At 36.8% G+C, this 16,556-nt stretch carries 21 protein-coding genes and 1 pseudogene; 4 read left to right on the top strand and 18 right to left on the bottom strand.

Translation table 11 applies throughout. The features are described from left to right. Window positions 1-43 precede the first annotated feature (43 nt). The 15 genes from OWR28_RS04410 to pdxA all read right to left on the bottom strand — a co-directional run bounded on the left by OWR28_RS04410 (window position 44) and on the right by pdxA (window position 10,866). Window positions 44-391: a WaaS/CpsH family glycosyltransferase gene (locus OWR28_RS04410; RefSeq protein WP_332385640.1), complete on the bottom strand. Its 348-nt coding sequence runs from the start codon at window positions 389-391 to the stop codon at window positions 44-46. Window positions 392-426: 35 nt separating this feature from the next. After that, the gene (locus tag OWR28_RS26800; protein ID WP_494168429.1) at window positions 427-753 is read right to left on the bottom strand and encodes a WaaS/CpsH family glycosyltransferase; all 327 of its coding nucleotides are present in this window, start codon (window positions 751-753) and stop codon (window positions 427-429) included. Next, entirely contained in the window at window positions 726-1,037 is a 312-nt protein-coding gene (locus OWR28_RS04420) for a hypothetical protein (protein ID WP_332385642.1), read from the bottom strand. Before OWR28_RS04420 ends, OWR28_RS26800 begins: the two co-directional genes overlap by 28 nt. Before the next feature lie 4 nt (window positions 1,038-1,041). Continuing rightward, window positions 1,042-1,788 carry a glycosyltransferase family 2 protein gene (locus OWR28_RS04425; RefSeq protein WP_332385824.1) on the bottom strand — a complete coding sequence of 249 codons (747 nt, stop codon included), beginning with the start codon at window positions 1,786-1,788 and terminating at the stop codon, window positions 1,042-1,044. Window positions 1,789-2,045: 257 nt separating this feature from the next. Further along, the gene (locus OWR28_RS04430) at window positions 2,046-2,603 is read right to left on the bottom strand and encodes a polysaccharide deacetylase family protein (RefSeq protein ID WP_332385643.1); all 558 of its coding nucleotides are present in this window, start codon (window positions 2,601-2,603) and stop codon (window positions 2,046-2,048) included. A 1-nt stretch (window position 2,604) separates the two neighbouring features. Beyond that, the gene (locus OWR28_RS04435) at window positions 2,605-3,384 is read right to left on the bottom strand and encodes a glycosyltransferase family 2 protein (RefSeq protein WP_332385644.1); all 780 of its coding nucleotides are present in this window, start codon (window positions 3,382-3,384) and stop codon (window positions 2,605-2,607) included. A 2-nt stretch (window positions 3,385-3,386) separates the two neighbouring features. Continuing rightward, window positions 3,387-4,634 (bottom strand): ornithine--oxo-acid transaminase, encoded by a 1,248-nt coding sequence (gene rocD, locus OWR28_RS04440; RefSeq protein ID WP_332385645.1) that lies wholly within the window; start codon window positions 4,632-4,634, stop codon window positions 3,387-3,389. A gap of 294 nt (window positions 4,635-4,928) precedes the next feature. Next, complete coding sequence (locus OWR28_RS04445) at window positions 4,929-6,062, bottom strand: FAD-dependent monooxygenase (protein ID WP_332385646.1); 1,134 nt, start codon at window positions 6,060-6,062, stop codon at window positions 4,929-4,931. 78 nt (window positions 6,063-6,140) lie between these two features. After that, complete coding sequence (locus OWR28_RS04450) at window positions 6,141-6,440, bottom strand: hypothetical protein (protein WP_332385647.1); 300 nt, start codon at window positions 6,438-6,440, stop codon at window positions 6,141-6,143. After that, complete coding sequence (locus OWR28_RS04455) at window positions 6,416-6,664, bottom strand: hypothetical protein (protein ID WP_332385648.1); 249 nt, start codon at window positions 6,662-6,664, stop codon at window positions 6,416-6,418. Before OWR28_RS04455 ends, OWR28_RS04450 begins: the two co-directional genes overlap by 25 nt. A gap of 172 nt (window positions 6,665-6,836) precedes the next feature. Then, window positions 6,837-8,192 (bottom strand): acetyl-CoA carboxylase biotin carboxylase subunit, encoded by a 1,356-nt coding sequence (gene accC / locus OWR28_RS04460; RefSeq protein WP_131436232.1) that lies wholly within the window; start codon window positions 8,190-8,192, stop codon window positions 6,837-6,839. A gap of 83 nt (window positions 8,193-8,275) precedes the next feature. After that, window positions 8,276-8,761 carry an acetyl-CoA carboxylase biotin carboxyl carrier protein gene (accB, locus tag OWR28_RS04465; protein ID WP_332385649.1) on the bottom strand — a complete coding sequence of 162 codons (486 nt, stop codon included), beginning with the start codon at window positions 8,759-8,761 and terminating at the stop codon, window positions 8,276-8,278. 127 nt (window positions 8,762-8,888) lie between these two features. After that, window positions 8,889-9,092 carry a 50S ribosomal protein L32 gene (gene rpmF, locus OWR28_RS04470; RefSeq protein ID WP_002976251.1) on the bottom strand — a complete coding sequence of 68 codons (204 nt, stop codon included), beginning with the start codon at window positions 9,090-9,092 and terminating at the stop codon, window positions 8,889-8,891. 67 nt (window positions 9,093-9,159) lie between these two features. Beyond that, window positions 9,160-9,690 carry a YceD family protein gene (locus tag OWR28_RS04475; RefSeq protein WP_332385651.1) on the bottom strand — a complete coding sequence of 177 codons (531 nt, stop codon included), beginning with the start codon at window positions 9,688-9,690 and terminating at the stop codon, window positions 9,160-9,162. Between the two features lie 84 nt (window positions 9,691-9,774). Then, window positions 9,775-10,866 carry a 4-hydroxythreonine-4-phosphate dehydrogenase PdxA gene (gene pdxA / locus OWR28_RS04480; RefSeq protein ID WP_332385652.1) on the bottom strand — a complete coding sequence of 364 codons (1,092 nt, stop codon included), beginning with the start codon at window positions 10,864-10,866 and terminating at the stop codon, window positions 9,775-9,777. A gap of 48 nt (window positions 10,867-10,914) precedes the next feature. On the opposite strand from pdxA, the gene OWR28_RS04485 reads away from it, so the two are divergent. The 3 genes from OWR28_RS04485 to OWR28_RS04495 are packed head-to-tail and all read left to right on the top strand — an operon-like array spanning window position 10,915 to window position 13,647. Further along, window positions 10,915-11,499 (top strand): riboflavin synthase, encoded by a 585-nt coding sequence (locus tag OWR28_RS04485; RefSeq protein ID WP_120232704.1) that lies wholly within the window; start codon window positions 10,915-10,917, stop codon window positions 11,497-11,499. A 1-nt stretch (window position 11,500) separates the two neighbouring features. Then, window positions 11,501-12,955 carry a sensor histidine kinase gene (locus OWR28_RS04490; protein WP_233333649.1) on the top strand — a complete coding sequence of 485 codons (1,455 nt, stop codon included), beginning with the start codon at window positions 11,501-11,503 and terminating at the stop codon, window positions 12,953-12,955. Then, window positions 12,955-13,647, top strand: a complete 693-nt coding sequence (locus tag OWR28_RS04495; RefSeq protein ID WP_332385653.1) for a tRNA1(Val) (adenine(37)-N6)-methyltransferase — start codon at window positions 12,955-12,957, stop codon at window positions 13,645-13,647. Before OWR28_RS04490 ends, OWR28_RS04495 begins: the two co-directional genes overlap by 1 nt. A gap of 60 nt (window positions 13,648-13,707) precedes the next feature. On the opposite strand, the gene OWR28_RS04500 is transcribed toward OWR28_RS04495, so the two are convergent. Together OWR28_RS04500 and rpmH are read right to left on the bottom strand one after the other, a co-directional pair. Next, window positions 13,708-14,418 (bottom strand): cell division ATP-binding protein FtsE, encoded by a 711-nt coding sequence (locus tag OWR28_RS04500; RefSeq protein WP_002976259.1) that lies wholly within the window; start codon window positions 14,416-14,418, stop codon window positions 13,708-13,710. A 155-nt stretch (window positions 14,419-14,573) separates the two neighbouring features. Then, entirely contained in the window at window positions 14,574-14,732 is a 159-nt protein-coding gene (gene rpmH / locus OWR28_RS04505; protein WP_002976260.1) for a 50S ribosomal protein L34, read from the bottom strand. Between the two features lie 234 nt (window positions 14,733-14,966). Here rpmH and OWR28_RS04510 point away from each other — a divergent pair. After that, window positions 14,967-15,970, top strand: a pseudogene (locus tag OWR28_RS04510) (DHH family phosphoesterase). Window positions 15,971-16,009: 39 nt separating this feature from the next. Here the strand turns inward: OWR28_RS04510 and OWR28_RS04515 are convergent. Continuing rightward, window positions 16,010-16,555, bottom strand: a complete 546-nt coding sequence (locus tag OWR28_RS04515; RefSeq protein ID WP_332385825.1) for a patatin-like phospholipase family protein — start codon at window positions 16,553-16,555, stop codon at window positions 16,010-16,012. Window position 16,556 lies beyond the last annotated feature (1 nt).

Raw genomic sequence — 16,556 nt, forward strand, 5'->3', positions numbered from 1 at the left:
ATTAAACCCATAATAACCGGGAGCGATAAATAAAAGTTTTTTTTCATAAATTATTGCCATTATCACTTATTTCAAAAACTTTGTTCACCCAACTATCCAAAGTGTATCTGTAGTAGATTTCTTCCGGAATTTTCTCGTAAGGCTTTTCAAAAAAAGATTTGTCAAGATTACTAATATTTTTGTTTAAAATCAAAATATTATTGGGATTGTAAAAGTCATAGGTTTTAATAGCTTCATTATCAGTGATGATTTTCTTATCCAGAGCCATGGCTTCAAAAACCCTGAAGCTGAGCCCATATTGCCCTTCACGCATGAGGTCCAGCAAAACTTTAGAGTTTTTATAATATTTTGGAAGATCATTATGTGGAATCTTTTTGATACTGAAAATCAAAAAAAGATTTTTAGGTACCGTCATGAAAATATTGGTCAGCTGATGCTTCCATGATTTTTTCCGATGATCATAATCTGGAACTTTAGCCCCTGTTCAATCAGCTTTTTAGCCAGTAATTTGATGAGTGAAACCCTTCTGTTATCATAAGAAGTAATGTAGAAAAGGTCCATTTCAGGTTGCTGAGTTTCTTCCGAGCAATGCGGAAGGTAAATATAATTCGTTAATTTTTCGAATCCGTGTTTTTTTACATCGATATGATCGAAGGAAAATACTTTGTCAAAAAGATACAGCTTATCTTCTACAGGAACTCTTTCAAGATTATCATAAAGGTAGGTTACCAGGCGGTCTGTATATTTACGGATTTTTTAAGGGTGGAAAGATCAAATGTGTCAGGATTCATCACCAGAATCTGATCCTGATGTCCTAATTTTTCAAGGGAATCCAGAACGTATTTCTGTCTTTTTTCGGTCTTAAGATTTTTATTTAAAAAAGTTTTGCTGAGAGCATTTACAGCCCTTTCATTAAAGTTGGAATGAGTAACGGTACTGATCTTTATATGATGAGCATCAATACCGCGTTTGCATAATGTTTCAACAATATACTTATCATAATCCCAAAAATCATAACTAATGATACAAATCTTCATTCAACTAATTTTGCTCTTTTTTTAATGATTCATAGGTTTCATAAACACTTAAAGATTGCAGGTATGATAACTGGTACCCTTCTTTTCCGTCTAAAATGCCAAGTCTCATTATATAGGCTTTAAAGAATTTAAAAGCTGTTTTAAGATATTGAACTAAAACACTGTACTTTTTCCCTCTTGCAGCCAGTTCTTTCCCCTTTAAAACTCCGTAATGAATCATTTTTTCTTTGTAGGATTCATAATCTGAAACGGAGTAATGGAGTAATTTATTTTTTAAAATTCCGATGGTTCCTTTCACCTCCAGAGTTTCGTGTACCTTTTTCCCTGCCATATATCTGGCCTTCGATTTTCTGAAAAGTCTGAAGTTTTTATCAGACTGAGTTCCTGAAAAATGAATGGGTTTCTGGGCAAAAAAGAATTTCCTGTAAAAATAGTAGGCATCCTTTTGCCCGGTTTTTTTCAGCTCATCGATGATTTCCTGCTTCAGGGCCGGTGTAATTCTTTCATCACCGTCCAGAAATAAAACCCAGTCGTTGGTTGCAGCATCCAGAGCCAGATTTCTTTGCTTTGTAAAGTCTTCAAATTTATTCTGAATCACTTTTACATGCGGGAATTTCTTTGCAATTTCTACAGTTTTATCCGTACTAAAAGAGTCAACGACTATTATTTCATCACAAAAATCAAAAGACTCAAGGACATCCTGTATATTTTTTTCTTCATTATATGTTATGATTAAACCACTTATATTCATCACAACGCTTTGTTTGATAGAGAAGTACAGAAATACTTCCCTTAATATTGTTTTTTAAAATAGTTTTAATCTGCCAAAGATAAGTTTTAATTTGAATTTTATGATCGAATCTTTGCCTTTTATATCAATTCTACACAGCTCGTAGGGATGCCGGGTAGGGTAATAATTCACCTTATTTCCAATTCTTACTGCAAAATCAATTCCTAATTTTTTTAAAATTGAAAAAAAGCGGATTTATCTTCTTTTTTTGTGGATATTTACCATAAGGATATGCCAGAACCTTGGAATAGCTGATGTTTTGGGCTTCCAGTACCTCCATGTTTTTTTAGATCTTTTTCTGTAAAATCAGCAGAAGCATTGCTCAGATTTTCATGGGCATGGCTATGAAGCGCAATCTCAAAGTATTTTTTATCCAGGCTTCTGATTTCGTCGAAGGTCATCATAGGATAATTTTTATATCCTTTTTCTATAAATCCGGTTGGAATGAAAATAGTTGCCTTCAGATTATACTTTTCCAGTAAAGAAGGCAGGTATTCAAAATTATTTCTGTATCCGTCATCAAAGGTGATGATAATATTCTTTTTTGATGAAATAGTAAGTTCTGAAAAAAATTGCGGAGTATACTTTTTACGGCTCAGGTAAGAAAACTGCTGCTCAAGATTGTTTAAGCTGACTGTAAGGTCTTCATGGCTTTCTTTCTCAACCTGGTGATACATGAGAATGACCAGTCTGTTATGCGGAAATACAAAAAGATACAGACGGAAATACACAACGATAAATATCGTCAATACAACAGGAATAAGGTATAGGATCATACTATTTACCGTGTTTTTTCAATTCCGACAGTCTTATTTTTTCACGAAGCTTAATATATTTTAAAAAGGTATAGTAAGACATTGTTTTAGCGATATAAAAACCGGGAAATCCATCCAGAAACCCAAGTCTGAAAATAAAGACCTTAATAAACTCGAACACCGGACTTACAATGATCTTAAATCTTTTGACTTTCATCCCTCTTTCAAACATTTTCTCAGCCATCATATCAGAATATTTATTGATTTTTGAGACATGATGATGGATGCTTTTGTAGGTATAATGGTCCAGTTTTCCTTCCATAAGACAGGCTTTCTGATCAGTAATCAAAAACTCATGAACTTTATCATCGGAATACCGTGCATACTTTTTTCTGAACAGCCTTTCACGGTATACATTTCCCCATCCTCCGAATCTGATCAGATGAATTCCCAGATGATTATTAAATTTTGCTTTATACACATTACATGCTGTACTTTCTGAAGAAACAATCTTTTGTATGGATTTTTTCAGAGTTATATCAGGAATTTCATCTGCATCCAGAAACAGAACCCATTCATGGGAGCATAAATGAAGGGCATGGTTTTTTTGTTCACCATACCCGTTAAATTTTTTCTCGAAGAATTTTACCTGAGGATACTTTTGAGTGCAAATCTCTTTTGTCTTATCTGTTGAAAAGCTGTCGACAATGATGATTTCATCAACGATGTCTGTTAATGAATCTAAAAGTCTTACGATGTTCTCTTCTTCATTATAAGTAATGATTGCAAGGGAAAGAGCCATTTTTATTTAAACTCAAGAATAGTCTTTTCAATAATCTTCACGCAATCCAGTAATTGCTCTTCAGTAATTACCAATGGTGGTGCCAGTCTGATGATATTACCATGGGTAGGTTTTGCCAGCAATCCATTTTCTTTCAATTGTAAACAAAGATTCCACGCAGTGGAACTTTCGGGAGTATCATTGATAAGGATGGCATTTAGAAGGCCTTTTCCTCTTACTTTGGTGATCAGGTCTGTCTTTTCGATCAGTTTCTCTATTTCAGCTCTGAAAAGTTTCCCTAATTCTTCAGCTCTTTCAGATAGATTTTCTTCAGCTACTACGTCCAGTGCAGCAACGGCTACAGCACAGGCAATAGGGTTACCTCCGAATGTAGAACCATGTTGTCCCGGTTTAATGACATTCATAATGCGGTCATTCGCTAAAACAGCTGATACAGGATACATTCCTCCGGAAAGGGCTTTTCCTAAGATTAGGATATCCGGCTGTACATCTTCATGGTGGCAAGCAATAAGTTTTCCTGTTCTTGCAATACCGGTCTGAACTTCATCAGCAATAAAAAGGACATTGTGTTTTTTACACAGCTCAGAAGCGTTTTTCAGGAAGTTCTCATCCGGAACATATACTCCGGCTTCTCCCTGAATAGGTTCTACCAGGAATGCTGCAATATTTTCTGCCTCTCTGCTCAGAACTTCTTCTAATGCTGCGATATCGTTATAAGGGATTTTGATAAATCCCGGTGTAAAAGGTCCGTAATTCTGGTTGGCATCCGGATCATTGGAGAAAGAAACAATAGTGGTTGTTCTTCCGTGGAAATTGTTTTCGCACACGATAATTTTTGCCGCGTTTTCTGCAATTCCTTTTACTTCATAGCTCCATTTTCTGGCTAATTTTACAGCGGTTTCCACAGCTTCAGCCCCGGAGTTCATAGGTAAAACCTTATCAAATCCAAAAAGATCGGTAATCTTTTGTTCGTATTCTCCCAGTTTGGAGTTGTAGAATGCCCTTGAAGTTAAAGCCAGCTTTTGTGCCTGCTCTACTAAGGCCCCTACAATTTTAGGATGAGAATGCCCCTGGTTCACAGCGGAATATGCTGAAAGAAAATCATAGTACCTTTTGCCCTCCACATCCCAAACAAAAACACCTTCTCCGCGGTCTAGAACGACCGGAAGCGGGTGATAATTATGTGCTCCATGTTTGTCTTCAAGGTCAATAAAATACTGTGAGTTTTTTGTTTGTTCTGCTGTTGACATATATTTTGGTTTTCAACAAATTTACACAATATTAATGAGACCCATAAACAAAAATAGAGTAGAGTATAAGGCGGTGATTAGAGTATATTTTGATGGAAAATGAATCCTTAATGGAAAATATTTTCTTAACGGATAAACAGTTGCAGGTATTCTATCTTTAAGAATAATAAAATTTATACTGAGAAGGCAATTCTACATTTTTTTAAGATTCCCAATCATTCTGATATTGATTTGCTGTTCTGTCAGGACTATTATATTTTTAAATGCTGTTCAATAAGCAGCTTTCGGGTTTTCTTATAAGTTGCTCTGGTATGAAATATCAAAAACTTTTTCCATTTGTTTTTCGTTTATAGAGCTAGGTGTTGCCTTTAGTAAAGTATTGCGGAGCCAAACTGCCAGACTGTTTTCATAATGAGAAATTTTACCGATGGCTGAGCTTATATTGACGATGTAATGTGCTTTTTTCATACGCAGTTTTTCGTATTGAGTGAAGACTTCATCCACGTTTTTCCCTTCACCAAAAAGTTTTCCGAGGATATAAGCATCTTCAATGGCCTGGCAGGCACCTTGCCCCATATTAGGAGTCGTTGCATGGGCTGCATCACCAATCAGGCAAACGTGGTCTTTTTGCCATTGATAAACCGGTTCCAAATCGATAATATCGCTGACAAATATTTTCTCGCTGGGTGTTCCGGAAATCATTCGGGGAATTTCAGGATTAAATTCAGCAAAAAGCTCAGCAAGATTATTGGGATTTTTAACAAGGTTCTCGTTAACCACAGCGTACCAATAAACTTTGTGATCATTAATTCTCACGAAACCGAAGCGTCTTCCTTTTCCCCAGGCCTCATAAGCCTGATGATTATATTTTTCTGTCCAATCGAATTCGATGACGGCACGCCAGCATTTTTGTTTGGAAGATCTCAGTTTTCCAATGTTTAAAATCTGATGACGAACTACTGATTTAATTCCATCTGCACCAATAACAGCGTCTGCATCAGCGATAGTTCCGTCTTCAAAAGTGAGTTGATAACCATTTCCCTGTTCGATTTTGGATAAGCGTTTAGAAAGTTTAATATTTTCAAAACCAGTTTCCTCAGCCAGAATCCTTTGCAAATCAGCACGATGGATGGCAATATTGCTTACTCCGTATTTACTTTCGAATGTATTCAGCTGTACATCCGATAAGGTTTTGAGCTGTGGATCAGTAATTTTAATAGTTGAAATTTTATGACCTGCTTTTTCGATTTTGTGGCGAATGTTAAGTTTGTCAAAAATCTGCATTGCATTATTAGCCATGATGATTCCGGCGCCTACAGGTTTTATTTCGGGTGCGCTTTCGTAAATGGTAACGTCCAGATTATTTTTTTGTAAAGCTAAAGCTGTTGTCAAACCACCAATTCCGCCACCGATAATTGCTATTTTCATTGTGATTGCATTTATATTATGATACAAAATTAAAGACCGGGAAAACCAAAAACGTTCACCTAAGTTAATTTTTTGGAATTAGTAAATTCTTTTTCGGATTCTGCTCAGCGATTGTGGCGTAATTCCTAAATAGGACGAAATATATTTCTGCGGAATTTTGTTCAGAATTTCGGGTGATTTTTTCAGGAGATTGATATAGCGTTCTTCCGGTGTATAAAAAAACAAATCGTCCAGCCTTTGTTTTGCATCCAGAAAAGCTAAATCGGATATGCGTTTTGCCAGCCCAAGCCAGAAAATATCTTTCTGAATTAAAATTTCGACCTCTTTTTTATTAAAATATAAAATTTCGGTTTTTAGAAGAGCCTGTATAACCGCCATTGTTTTTTTCCGGTGATATAGCTTGCATAATCGCCGATAACATCATTGTTCACCTGTAAAAGGTAGCTGATGTCCTCACCTTTTTCGTTGATGTAATAGGTCCGGACAGCGCCATTTAAAATGAAACCTAAACGATCAAAAATTCCATTTTGAGGCTCTATCATTTTGTTTTTATCATAAGTTACGATGTAGCAAATGTCCAAAAATTCCTCCGCACGCTTCATAGAAATTTGAAGTGTTTCTGCTAATTTCTCTTGTATTGCTGATGTCATCGGCCTATGTTGATTTTAAGTGATACTGCAAAAATAACTTTTCCTGCTTTATTAGAATGGGATAGTATAAAACTGAAGAAGACGCCTTTTCAGACGCCTTCTTTTATATAAATGATAATTCTTTTTAGTGATTATCGTATTTTCTATCCATTACAAAATCTTCCATGAATTTTGTAGTATAGTTTCCTGAAAGATAATCTTCATTATCCATCAGCTGTCTGTGGAAAGGAATAGTTGTTTTTACTCCTTCAATATAGAATTCTTCAAGGGCGCGTCTCATTTTTGCAATAGCTTCCTCACGGGTTTGGGCCGTCGTGATAAGCTTGGCAATCATCGAGTCATAGTTGGAAGGAATTGTATATCCGGAATACACGTGAGTGTCTACTCTGATTCCGTGCCCGCCAGGAATATTTAATCCTGTGATTTTCCCTGGAGACGGTCTGAAGTCTGCGTAAGGATCTTCTGCGTTGATTCTACACTCAATTGAATGTAATTTAGGATAATAGTTGATTCCTGAAATAGGAGTTCCTGCAGCAAGAAGAATTTGTTCTCTGATCAGGTCATAATCAATTACCTGTTCAGTAATAGGATGTTCTACCTGGATTCTTGTATTCATTTCCATGAAATAGAAATTTCTGTGCTTGTCTACAAGGAATTCGATAGTTCCCACACCTTCATATCCAATAAATTCAGCAGCTTTTACAGCAGCAGCACCCATTTTTTCACGAAGTTCATCCGTCATGAAAGGAGAAGGAGTTTCTTCAGTTAATTTCTGATTTCTTCTCTGTACAGAACAGTCTCTTTCAGAAAGGTGGCAAGCTTTACCGAATTGGTCACCGGCAACCTGGATTTCAATATGTCTTGGCTCTTCAATCAGTTTTTCCATATACATACCTCCGTTTCCAAAGGCAGCTACAGCTTCCTGAATTGCAGATTCCCAGTGGTCTTTAAGGTCTTCAGCTTTCCAAACGGCTCTCATTCCTTTTCCACCACCACCTGCAGTAGCCTTGATCATTACAGGATATCCTGTTTCTTCAGCGATCTTTACAGCATGCTCATAAGATTCAATTAATCCATCAGAACCTGGTACACATGGTACACCGGCAGCTTTCATGGTAGCCTTGGCATTTGCCTTGTCTCCCATTTTTTCAATCTGTTCAGGAGAAGCACCAATGAATTTGATGCCGTTCTTCTGGCAGATTCTTGAGAAATTAGCATTTTCAGATAAGAATCCGTAACCTGGATGAATTGCATCGGCATTGGTAATTTCCGCAGCAGCAATAATGTTAGGGATTTTAAGATATGAGTCTTTACTCATTGCAGGACCAATACATACCGCTTCATCAGCAAATCTTACATGAAGACTGTCTTTATCAGCGGTAGAGTATACCGCAACGGTTTTGATCCCCATTTCTTTACAAGTACGTAAAATACGCATTGCAATTTCGCCACGATTGGCTATTAATATTTTTTTGAACATCTTAATACGATTTGAAATTTGAAAATTTGAAATTTGAAATTGATTTTATAATCAATCATCAATCATCATTAATCAATATTTAATTAAGATGGATCTACTAAGAATAATGGTTGGTCATACTCTACAGGAGTAGCATCGTCAACTAAAATTTTAACAATTTTTCCGCTGATTTCAGATTCAATCTGGTTGAATAGTTTCATGGCTTCAATAACGCAAACTACTTTACCGGCAGAAACTTCATCACCTACATTTACAAATACATCTTTATCAGGAGATGGTTTTCTATAGAAAGTACCGATCATTGGAGATTTGATCGTTACATATTTGCTGTCATCAGATGCAGCTTCAGCCTTTTCAGCAGCAGGTGCAGCAGCCTGAGTTGCAACAGGTGCCGGAGCAGCTACCGCTTGCGGAGCAGTGTGATATACTGCAGGTTGTGCATAAACAGCATCGCTTCCAGCTAATGGAGTTTTAATAGTGATTTCGAAATCTTTAGTTTTGTATTTCACTTCTGAAACTTCAGCCTTAGATACAAACTTGATAAGATTTTGTATGTCTTTAATGTCCATAAATTTGATATTTGATTTGATGCCAAAGATACCAAAAAAACGTAAAAAACAACAAAAAACCGCCAAATTTTATCAAAATTGGGCGGTTTTTGTATTAAAATGAGGCTTTTTCAGCGAAAAGCGACTCTTAGTTTTCTTCAGTAGCAGCTACTTCTTTTTCCAATACTACTTTACCTCTGTAGTAAAGTTTTCCTTCATGCCAGTGAGCTCTGTGGTATAGGTGAAGCTCTCCTGTTGTTGCATCTTTAGCTAATTGAGGAACTACAGCTTTGTAGTGAGTTCTTCTCTTATCTCTTCTTGTAGACGACTGTCTTCTCTTTGGATGTGCCATTTTCTAATAACTTTTTTAATTGATGAGCGATGAGATTCATCATCTCATCATATTTAAATTATTCTATTTAATTATTGTCTCTTAATTTTTTTAAAGCATCCCATCTTGGATCGCTTTCATGTTCTTCCTCTTCTGCTACCTCAATATCTTTAGGACTGAACTGGTCAAGAATTTTAAGATCTTCATCACTTACATTCGGTGAGATCTTTTTCATCGGGATAGAAAGCATTACATTTTCATAAATCAAATGTGCTACATTGAAAGCATGCTCTCCGGTAGGAATGGTAATCACATCTTCATTGCTGTCATCATATTCTTCCCCGAAATTCACCAGAATCTTGATCTCATTCTCTATAGGATAGTCGAAATTTTCATTTGTGATGTCACAAACCAATTCAACCAGCCCATTAATTTTAATATCAAACTCCAGGAAAGTCGTGTGTTTATCAAGCGATACATTCACTTCTATTCTGGGATTTGTAAATTCCTGCTCAGTGTCAAATAATTGAAAGAACGTTTTATCTATCTCAAACTTGAACTCGTGTCTTCCGTTTTTAAGTCCGGAAAAGCTTACGTCATAGTTTCTTAACTTGTCCATAAAATGAGTGTGCAAAAATATGCATTTTTTTTATAATAACAAATAAAATCTGAAACAAATTAATTTAAAATTTGTTTTAAAGATTTATGCTTCAGTTTCCTCCGGTAGATCTTCATCTATTCCGTTGTCTACAGCCATTTTTCTAGGCTGCAGGCGGTCGCTCATCAGTTCGCTGTATTCACTTCTGTTTTTGAAAACTTTAATAGCAGTGAAGATGGCTTCCGTAAAGCTTTGTTCGTCAGCGATGTTTTTTCCTGCAATATCATAAGCCACCCCGTGGTCCGGAGAGGTTCTGATAAAAGGAAGCCCTGCAGTATAATTCACCCCTTCTTCATACGCTAATGTTTTGAACGGAGCCAGCCCCTGATCGTGATACATTGCCAGCACTGCGTCAAAATTTTTGTATTTGTTTGGCTGGAAAAAGCTGTCTGCCGGGAAAGGTCCGAATGCCAGTATTCCGTTGTCAGAAAGTTCTTTGATGGCCGGACTGATGATTTCAATTTCTTCATTTCCGATAACACCTCCATCGCCAGCGTGCGGATTTAATCCCAATACGGCAATTTTAGGTTTTTGAATACAGAAATCTTCTACAAGCGTTTGGTTCAATACTCTGATCTGCTTCTTTATTTTTTCTTTGGAAATATTTTCAGCAACCTGTGCAATAGGAATATGATGTGTAGAAACAGCTACTTTAAGATCTTCAGTCACGAGGAACATAAGTCCTTTTTTGCTGAATTTTTCCTCAAAATATCCTGTGTGTCCGGCATGTTTAAAGCCCATCTTTACCATTTCATCCTTGTTGATCGGTGCGGTTACCAGCACATCAATATCACCTCTCATCAAGGCTTCAGTAGCTGCTTCCAGAGAATCAATCGCCATTTTAGTAGACTCTTCAGTGGGAACTCCCAATTCTACATTCACGTTTTCTTTGGTGAGATTCACCATATTAAGCTTACCGGCCTGGGCCTGTGAAGATTCATTGATGTAGTTGAAATTGAGATTCAGCTTAAAAATATTTTTCTGATAAGTGAATAGTTTCCCCGAACCAAAAATTACAGGAGTGAAAAAATCTGTAATAGTTTTGTCTTTCAGAGACTTCATAATGATCTCCGGACCGATGCCGTTGAAATCACCGATTGAAATTCCTACTCGTACTTTATGGTTTTTTGGGCTCATTTTGATTATCTTTGAAGATTATAATTTACAAATTTAGCAAAAAATAATATGTTCACAGGAATTATTGAAGCAGTTGGTGTTATTGAGAAGATTGAAGAAAAAGGAAGCAATATAGATTTTACCCTTACATGTCCTTTTACAAACGAGCTGAAAATTGACCAGAGCCTGGCGCACAACGGCTGCTGCCTTACGGTTGTAGAAATTAAAGACAATCATTATGTGGTTACAGCAATCAACGAAACATTGGAAAAAACCAATCTTGGGAAATGGGAACTGGGAACTGTTGTGAATCTTGAGCGCTGCATGAAGATGGATGGAAGACTGGATGGTCATATTGTTCAGGGACACGTTGATAAAACCGGTGAAGTGGTAAGTATTGAAAATAAGGACGGAAGTTATTTCATTACCATGAAATATGAAAATGACGGAAGTTTTGTAACGGTGCCTCAGGGTTCCATTACAGTAAACGGGATCAGTCTTACTGTTGCTAAAAGCGAAGATGCTCAGTTTTCCGTTGCCATTATTCCTTATACCTGGGAATTTACGAATATGAAACATTTGAAAATTGGTGATAAAGTAAACCTGGAATTTGATATCATTGGTAAGTATATTGCTAGGTTAATTAAAAAGTAGAATGTCAATTAATAAGTATAAAGGATATAGCTTAAGGAATCGGGTGTTTTTCGGTTTTCTGCTGGTATGCTTCTTAAGTGTTGTTGCCACTTCGCTTGTTCCTTATTTTGTGTTAAGGAATAACTCCATGCAGCAAAGTAATATTGACATGCAGGAGAAGACCAATGCTGTAATGCGGTATCTGGACTATGCGGTAAGCCGTACATTGGTGGAAACAGAGGATCTTCCCACAGTTTTGGGAAACAAAATTTTTGAAATTGCAGATATTAACCAGCATGATATTGTTATTTATGATCTGAAGGGGAATTACTTGCTTTCCAACAAAGATGAAAGCCTGATAGACCAGAAGACGATTTCCATTGATATCATTAATAAAATTCTTTCTACTGATGCAAGAGTTGACCTGACAAGGTATGATGCTGCTAAAGATGCCAAGCTGACCTCTTCCTATCTTCTGCTGAAAAATAATGAGCTTGAGCCAATCGGGATTGTTTATATTCCTTTATATCATAACGAGTCTGCTTACCTGGATGTTCTTCATCAATATGTAAAATATATTCTTCTGGTCGATATATTCCTCATACTTTTTAGTATCTGGATCAGCTGGGTTACCTCTAACAGCCTTGCAAAAACCATTACGAAATTCTCTGATATGATTACACGTATTACCTTGTTTGAAAACGAAATGCGTCCTATCAGATATTATAAGAATGATGAGCTTAATGCGCTGGCGAGAGCTTATAACAGAATGATTCTGCAGATTCAGGATCAGAAAGAGAGGCTTAGATTTAAGGCCTCCGAAGAAGCCTGGAGAGAGATGGCAAAGCAGGTAGCCCATGAGGTGAAAAACCCGCTGACTCCGATGAAGCTGACCATCCAGAATTTTGAAAGGAAATTTGATCCGGAAGATCCGAATATCAGAGAGAGGGTGAAACAGATGAGTAAAACCATTGTAGATCAGATTGATCTGATTGCTACCGTAGCTTCTGCTTTCTCGGAATTTGCTAAACTTCCTGAAAAAAATAATGAAGTAATCAACCTTAATACAGAAGTTGAAGATATTCTCCGGGTATTCAATGATGACAGTATTTTCATGCACGCCAATAAGAGCAATATTATGATCAATATGGACAGGATTTATCTTTCCAGAATCATAACAAACCTTGTTACCAATGCAAAGCAGGCGGAAAGCGACCAGAGAAAACTGATCATTAATGTAGATGTGGAGCAGCATCAGAGAAGAGTGATGATCTCTGTCCAGGATAACGGAATAGGAATTCCTGAAAACATGTATGAAAGAATCTTTGAACCGAACTTTACGTCTAAAAACAGCGGAATGGGACTTGGGCTTTCTATGGTAAGAAAAATGATTGAAGATTATAAAGGTGAGATCTCTGTGAAATCTGAAGTAGGGAAGGGATCCACATTCATTATTACACTGCCTACCAATTTATAGTGAAACCTTTTATATTTAAGCAATTTGAAATTCAGCAGTCTAAAGACGTCTTCCGTGTGGGTACAGATGGTGTCCTGCTTGGAGCTTTGGCTGACGTAGAATTGGCTTCCCGTGTTTTGGAAGTAGGCACCGGTACAGGACTGATTTCTCTTATGCTGGCCCAAAGAAATCTTCATGCTGAATTTTTAGGACTGGATATTAATGAAGATGCAGCCCAGCTTACCAGGCTTAATTTTGAAAATTCCCCTTTCCGTGTAAGGTTGAAAAATAATCATCAGGATTTTAAAACTTTTGAAACGAGAGACCGGTTTGATCTTATTATATCTAATCCTCCGTATTTTGAAGAATCAGGATCTGAAAAAGATAAAATAGCCCGTCAGACAGTAGAATTGAATTTCAGACAGTTGATAACCAAGGCAGCAGAATTGCTGTCCGGCAGCGGAATCTTTTCCGTGATCATACCTGTTGAAGCAGGAGAGATTTTTGTTTCCATAGGTAAAGAGAATAATCTGTACCTGAGAAGGAAGATTAATATTAAAGGAATTGAAGGCTCAAAGACTAAAAGACTTATTCTGGAGTTTTCTTCAGAAGCAAAAGAGATTGATGAATCTGATTTTATTGTAGAAAAAAGTCCGAGACAATACTCGGACCCATATCTTGAACTCACCAAAGAGTTTCATGTTTTTAAATAAGGAAGTTAGAAATTAGATTTTAGAAGTTAGTTATTTCTGGCTTTCTTAATCTTTTAGTTCTTATTCGAATAATTCTGAAGTATCCAGCACAGAAACTTTTCCGTCCTCACATCTGATCGCTTCACCAGGGAAGTTCTGGATCATATGGTAATCATGGGTTGCCATTACTACAGCGGCACCGTTTTCAAGGGCAACCTGCTTTAATAACGTCATAATCTCGTTAGACGTTTCAGGGTCAAGGTTTCCGGTCGGCTCATCCGCTAAGATGAGATCCGGGTGGTTAAGAAGAGCCCTTGCAATAGCAATACGCTGTTGTTCTCCTCCGGAAAGCTCATGAGGCATTTTGTGCTTTTTGCTTTTCATGTTTACGCTTCCCAAAACTTCGTTGATACGGTCCTCCATTTTTACTTTGTCATTCCAGCCTGTTGCTTCGAGAACAAATTTTAAATTCTTTTCAACGGTTCTGTCCGAAAGTAACTGGAAGTCCTGGAATACGATTCCTAATTTTCTTCTTAGGTTAGGAATGTCGGAAGGCTTTAGCTTTGCCAGATCAAACCCTACAACCGCTCCGTGTCCTGATGCCAATGGAATGTGTCCGTAAAGCGTTTTCAGAAGAGAACTTTTTCCGGAACCTGTTTTTCCGATAAGATAGCAGAATCTGCCTTTTTTAATGTTAAGATTTACATCAGAAAGTACAGTAAAGTTTTTTTGCGCAATCTTGGCGTGTTGTAAACTTATAATATTATCTCCGGAGATATGTGTATGTGGCATAATTAAATTTTAAAGGCTGTTTTCTAACAAAAAAATTTCAATCTTTAAAAATAGAAAAAAGAAGTCTATCTGACTCTAATTTTAGTAAATTTTAACAACAAAAAATGCCTGAAAAGTAACTTCTCAAGCATGTTTTGTATATGATAATGTAGAAATTATCTCTTAGCGCGTGCAGCACTTACAGTTAATCTCTTTCTGCCTTTAGCTCTTCTCGCAGCCAAAACTCTTCTTCCATTTGGCGTAGACATTCTTTCTCTGAAACCGTGTTTGTTTCTTCTCTTTCTTTCTGATGGCTGGAATGTTCTTTTACTCATTACTATATGTTTAAATCGTAATTAATCTATTAATTTTCAGGTTGCAAAGATATATAAAATTTTATAAGTTACAAACTTTAATTATCTTTTTTAAAATTAAATTTAATGTTTTTCAGTCGGGCTTTTACAAACCCTCATAGCAAACCCGTTTTCCGGTACAAAAATAATATTTAAATGATTTATATAAAAGCTCTATCTTTGAAAACTTTAATTTTAACGAAAAATAAACACCGGATGTTTACACCAGCAGAACTTTTAGATATCAATACATTACTTACCCAAGAAAGCAAAATAGTGATCCTTACCCATTATAATCCGGATGGAGATGCTATTGGTTCAAGTTTGGGATTGAAACATTATCTGAAAGCAAAAGGAATTCATGCCGAGGTTATTGTCCCTAATGATTTCCCGAAGTTTCTGAAATGGATGCCGGAATCTAAAAAAGTTATTATTGCTGAGTATAAAAGAAAGCTGGCTTCTGATATGATTGCAGGAGCAGATGTTATTTTCTGTCTGGATTTTAATTCTCCGTCAAGGATCGGATTACTGGGTGACTGGCTGGTAAAAGCCCCTGAAAGAAAATCCTTATCGACCACCACCAGCAGCCGGAAAAATTTGATTTTGTGTACTCGGATACGGTAATCCCTGCCACTTCACAGATGATCTATCATTTCATAGAGGCAATGGATGATGAAAAACTGGTGAATCAGGATATGGCAGAATGTCTTTATACAGGAATTATGACGGATACCGGTGGTTTCCGTTTTCGTTCTACCAGTGCCACCACACACAGGATTATTGCTAACCTGATTGAAAATGGTGCAGATCCTGCCATGATCACCTCCAATACCTGGGATACCAATACGGTTTCCCGCCTGCATTTGCTTGCCCTGGTTCTTGGAAGAATAGAGGTGGTGAATGACGGCACAGTAGCGGTTTTGAGCCTTACCAGAAACGAGCTGAAAGAATATGGTTTCCAGAAAGGAGATACAGAAGGTTTTGTGAACTATGGCTTAAGTATTGCCGGCGTTAAAATGTCAGCATTTTTTATGGAAGATCTGTATGAAGATTTTGTTAAAATCTCATTCAGGAGTAAAGATGATGTAGATGTGAATCAGTTTTCAAGAAAATACTTCAACGGCGGCGGGCATATTAATGCAGCAGGCGGAAAATCTTTAGATTCTCTGACAGGAACGATAGAAACCTTTAAGGATAAAGTTAAGGAGGAAGGCTGGTAGGAATACCCAAAGACAAATTATAAAAGTCTGTAAATTTCTTTATCTAAACTCCTGGATACTTTTACGATATCCTTTTTCTTCAAGTTCCTCACAGGTATATTCATACACCTGCTGAAACATTTCATCCAAATATCTTTTGTTGAAAAGACTGTATTTTGTCATTTTGGGTGGATCCAGAAATATATTGCAGTATTTCGCTTTAGAATATACAGACTTTGCAATTGCTAGGTGAAGGATTCTGTCAAACTCCTTCATCAGGCTCATTTTTTTTAATTCATCGTAGCTGATGGAGTTGACATGGGAAGCAATCAGGAAATTACATTTATCCATGATGGGTTCAATGGGAAGGTTGTCCAGAACACCTCCGTCTACATAAATTTTTTCTCCCATCCTTACCGGAGGAAGGATAAAAGGAACACTTGATGAAGCCAGCAGCGGTCCGAAAAGTTCTCCTTCAGAAAAGAAATCTACAATACCGTGCGTCATTTCAGTAGCCGCAACATACACAGGAATTTTTAAAATACTAAAGTTATCTTCCGGGAAATAATCTTTGAAGAGCTTTACAATAAAATTAGAACTGAAAATT

The organism is Chryseobacterium sp. 1B4, assembly GCF_036631475.1.
Taxonomy (GTDB): Bacteria; Bacteroidota; Bacteroidia; order Flavobacteriales; family Weeksellaceae; genus Chryseobacterium.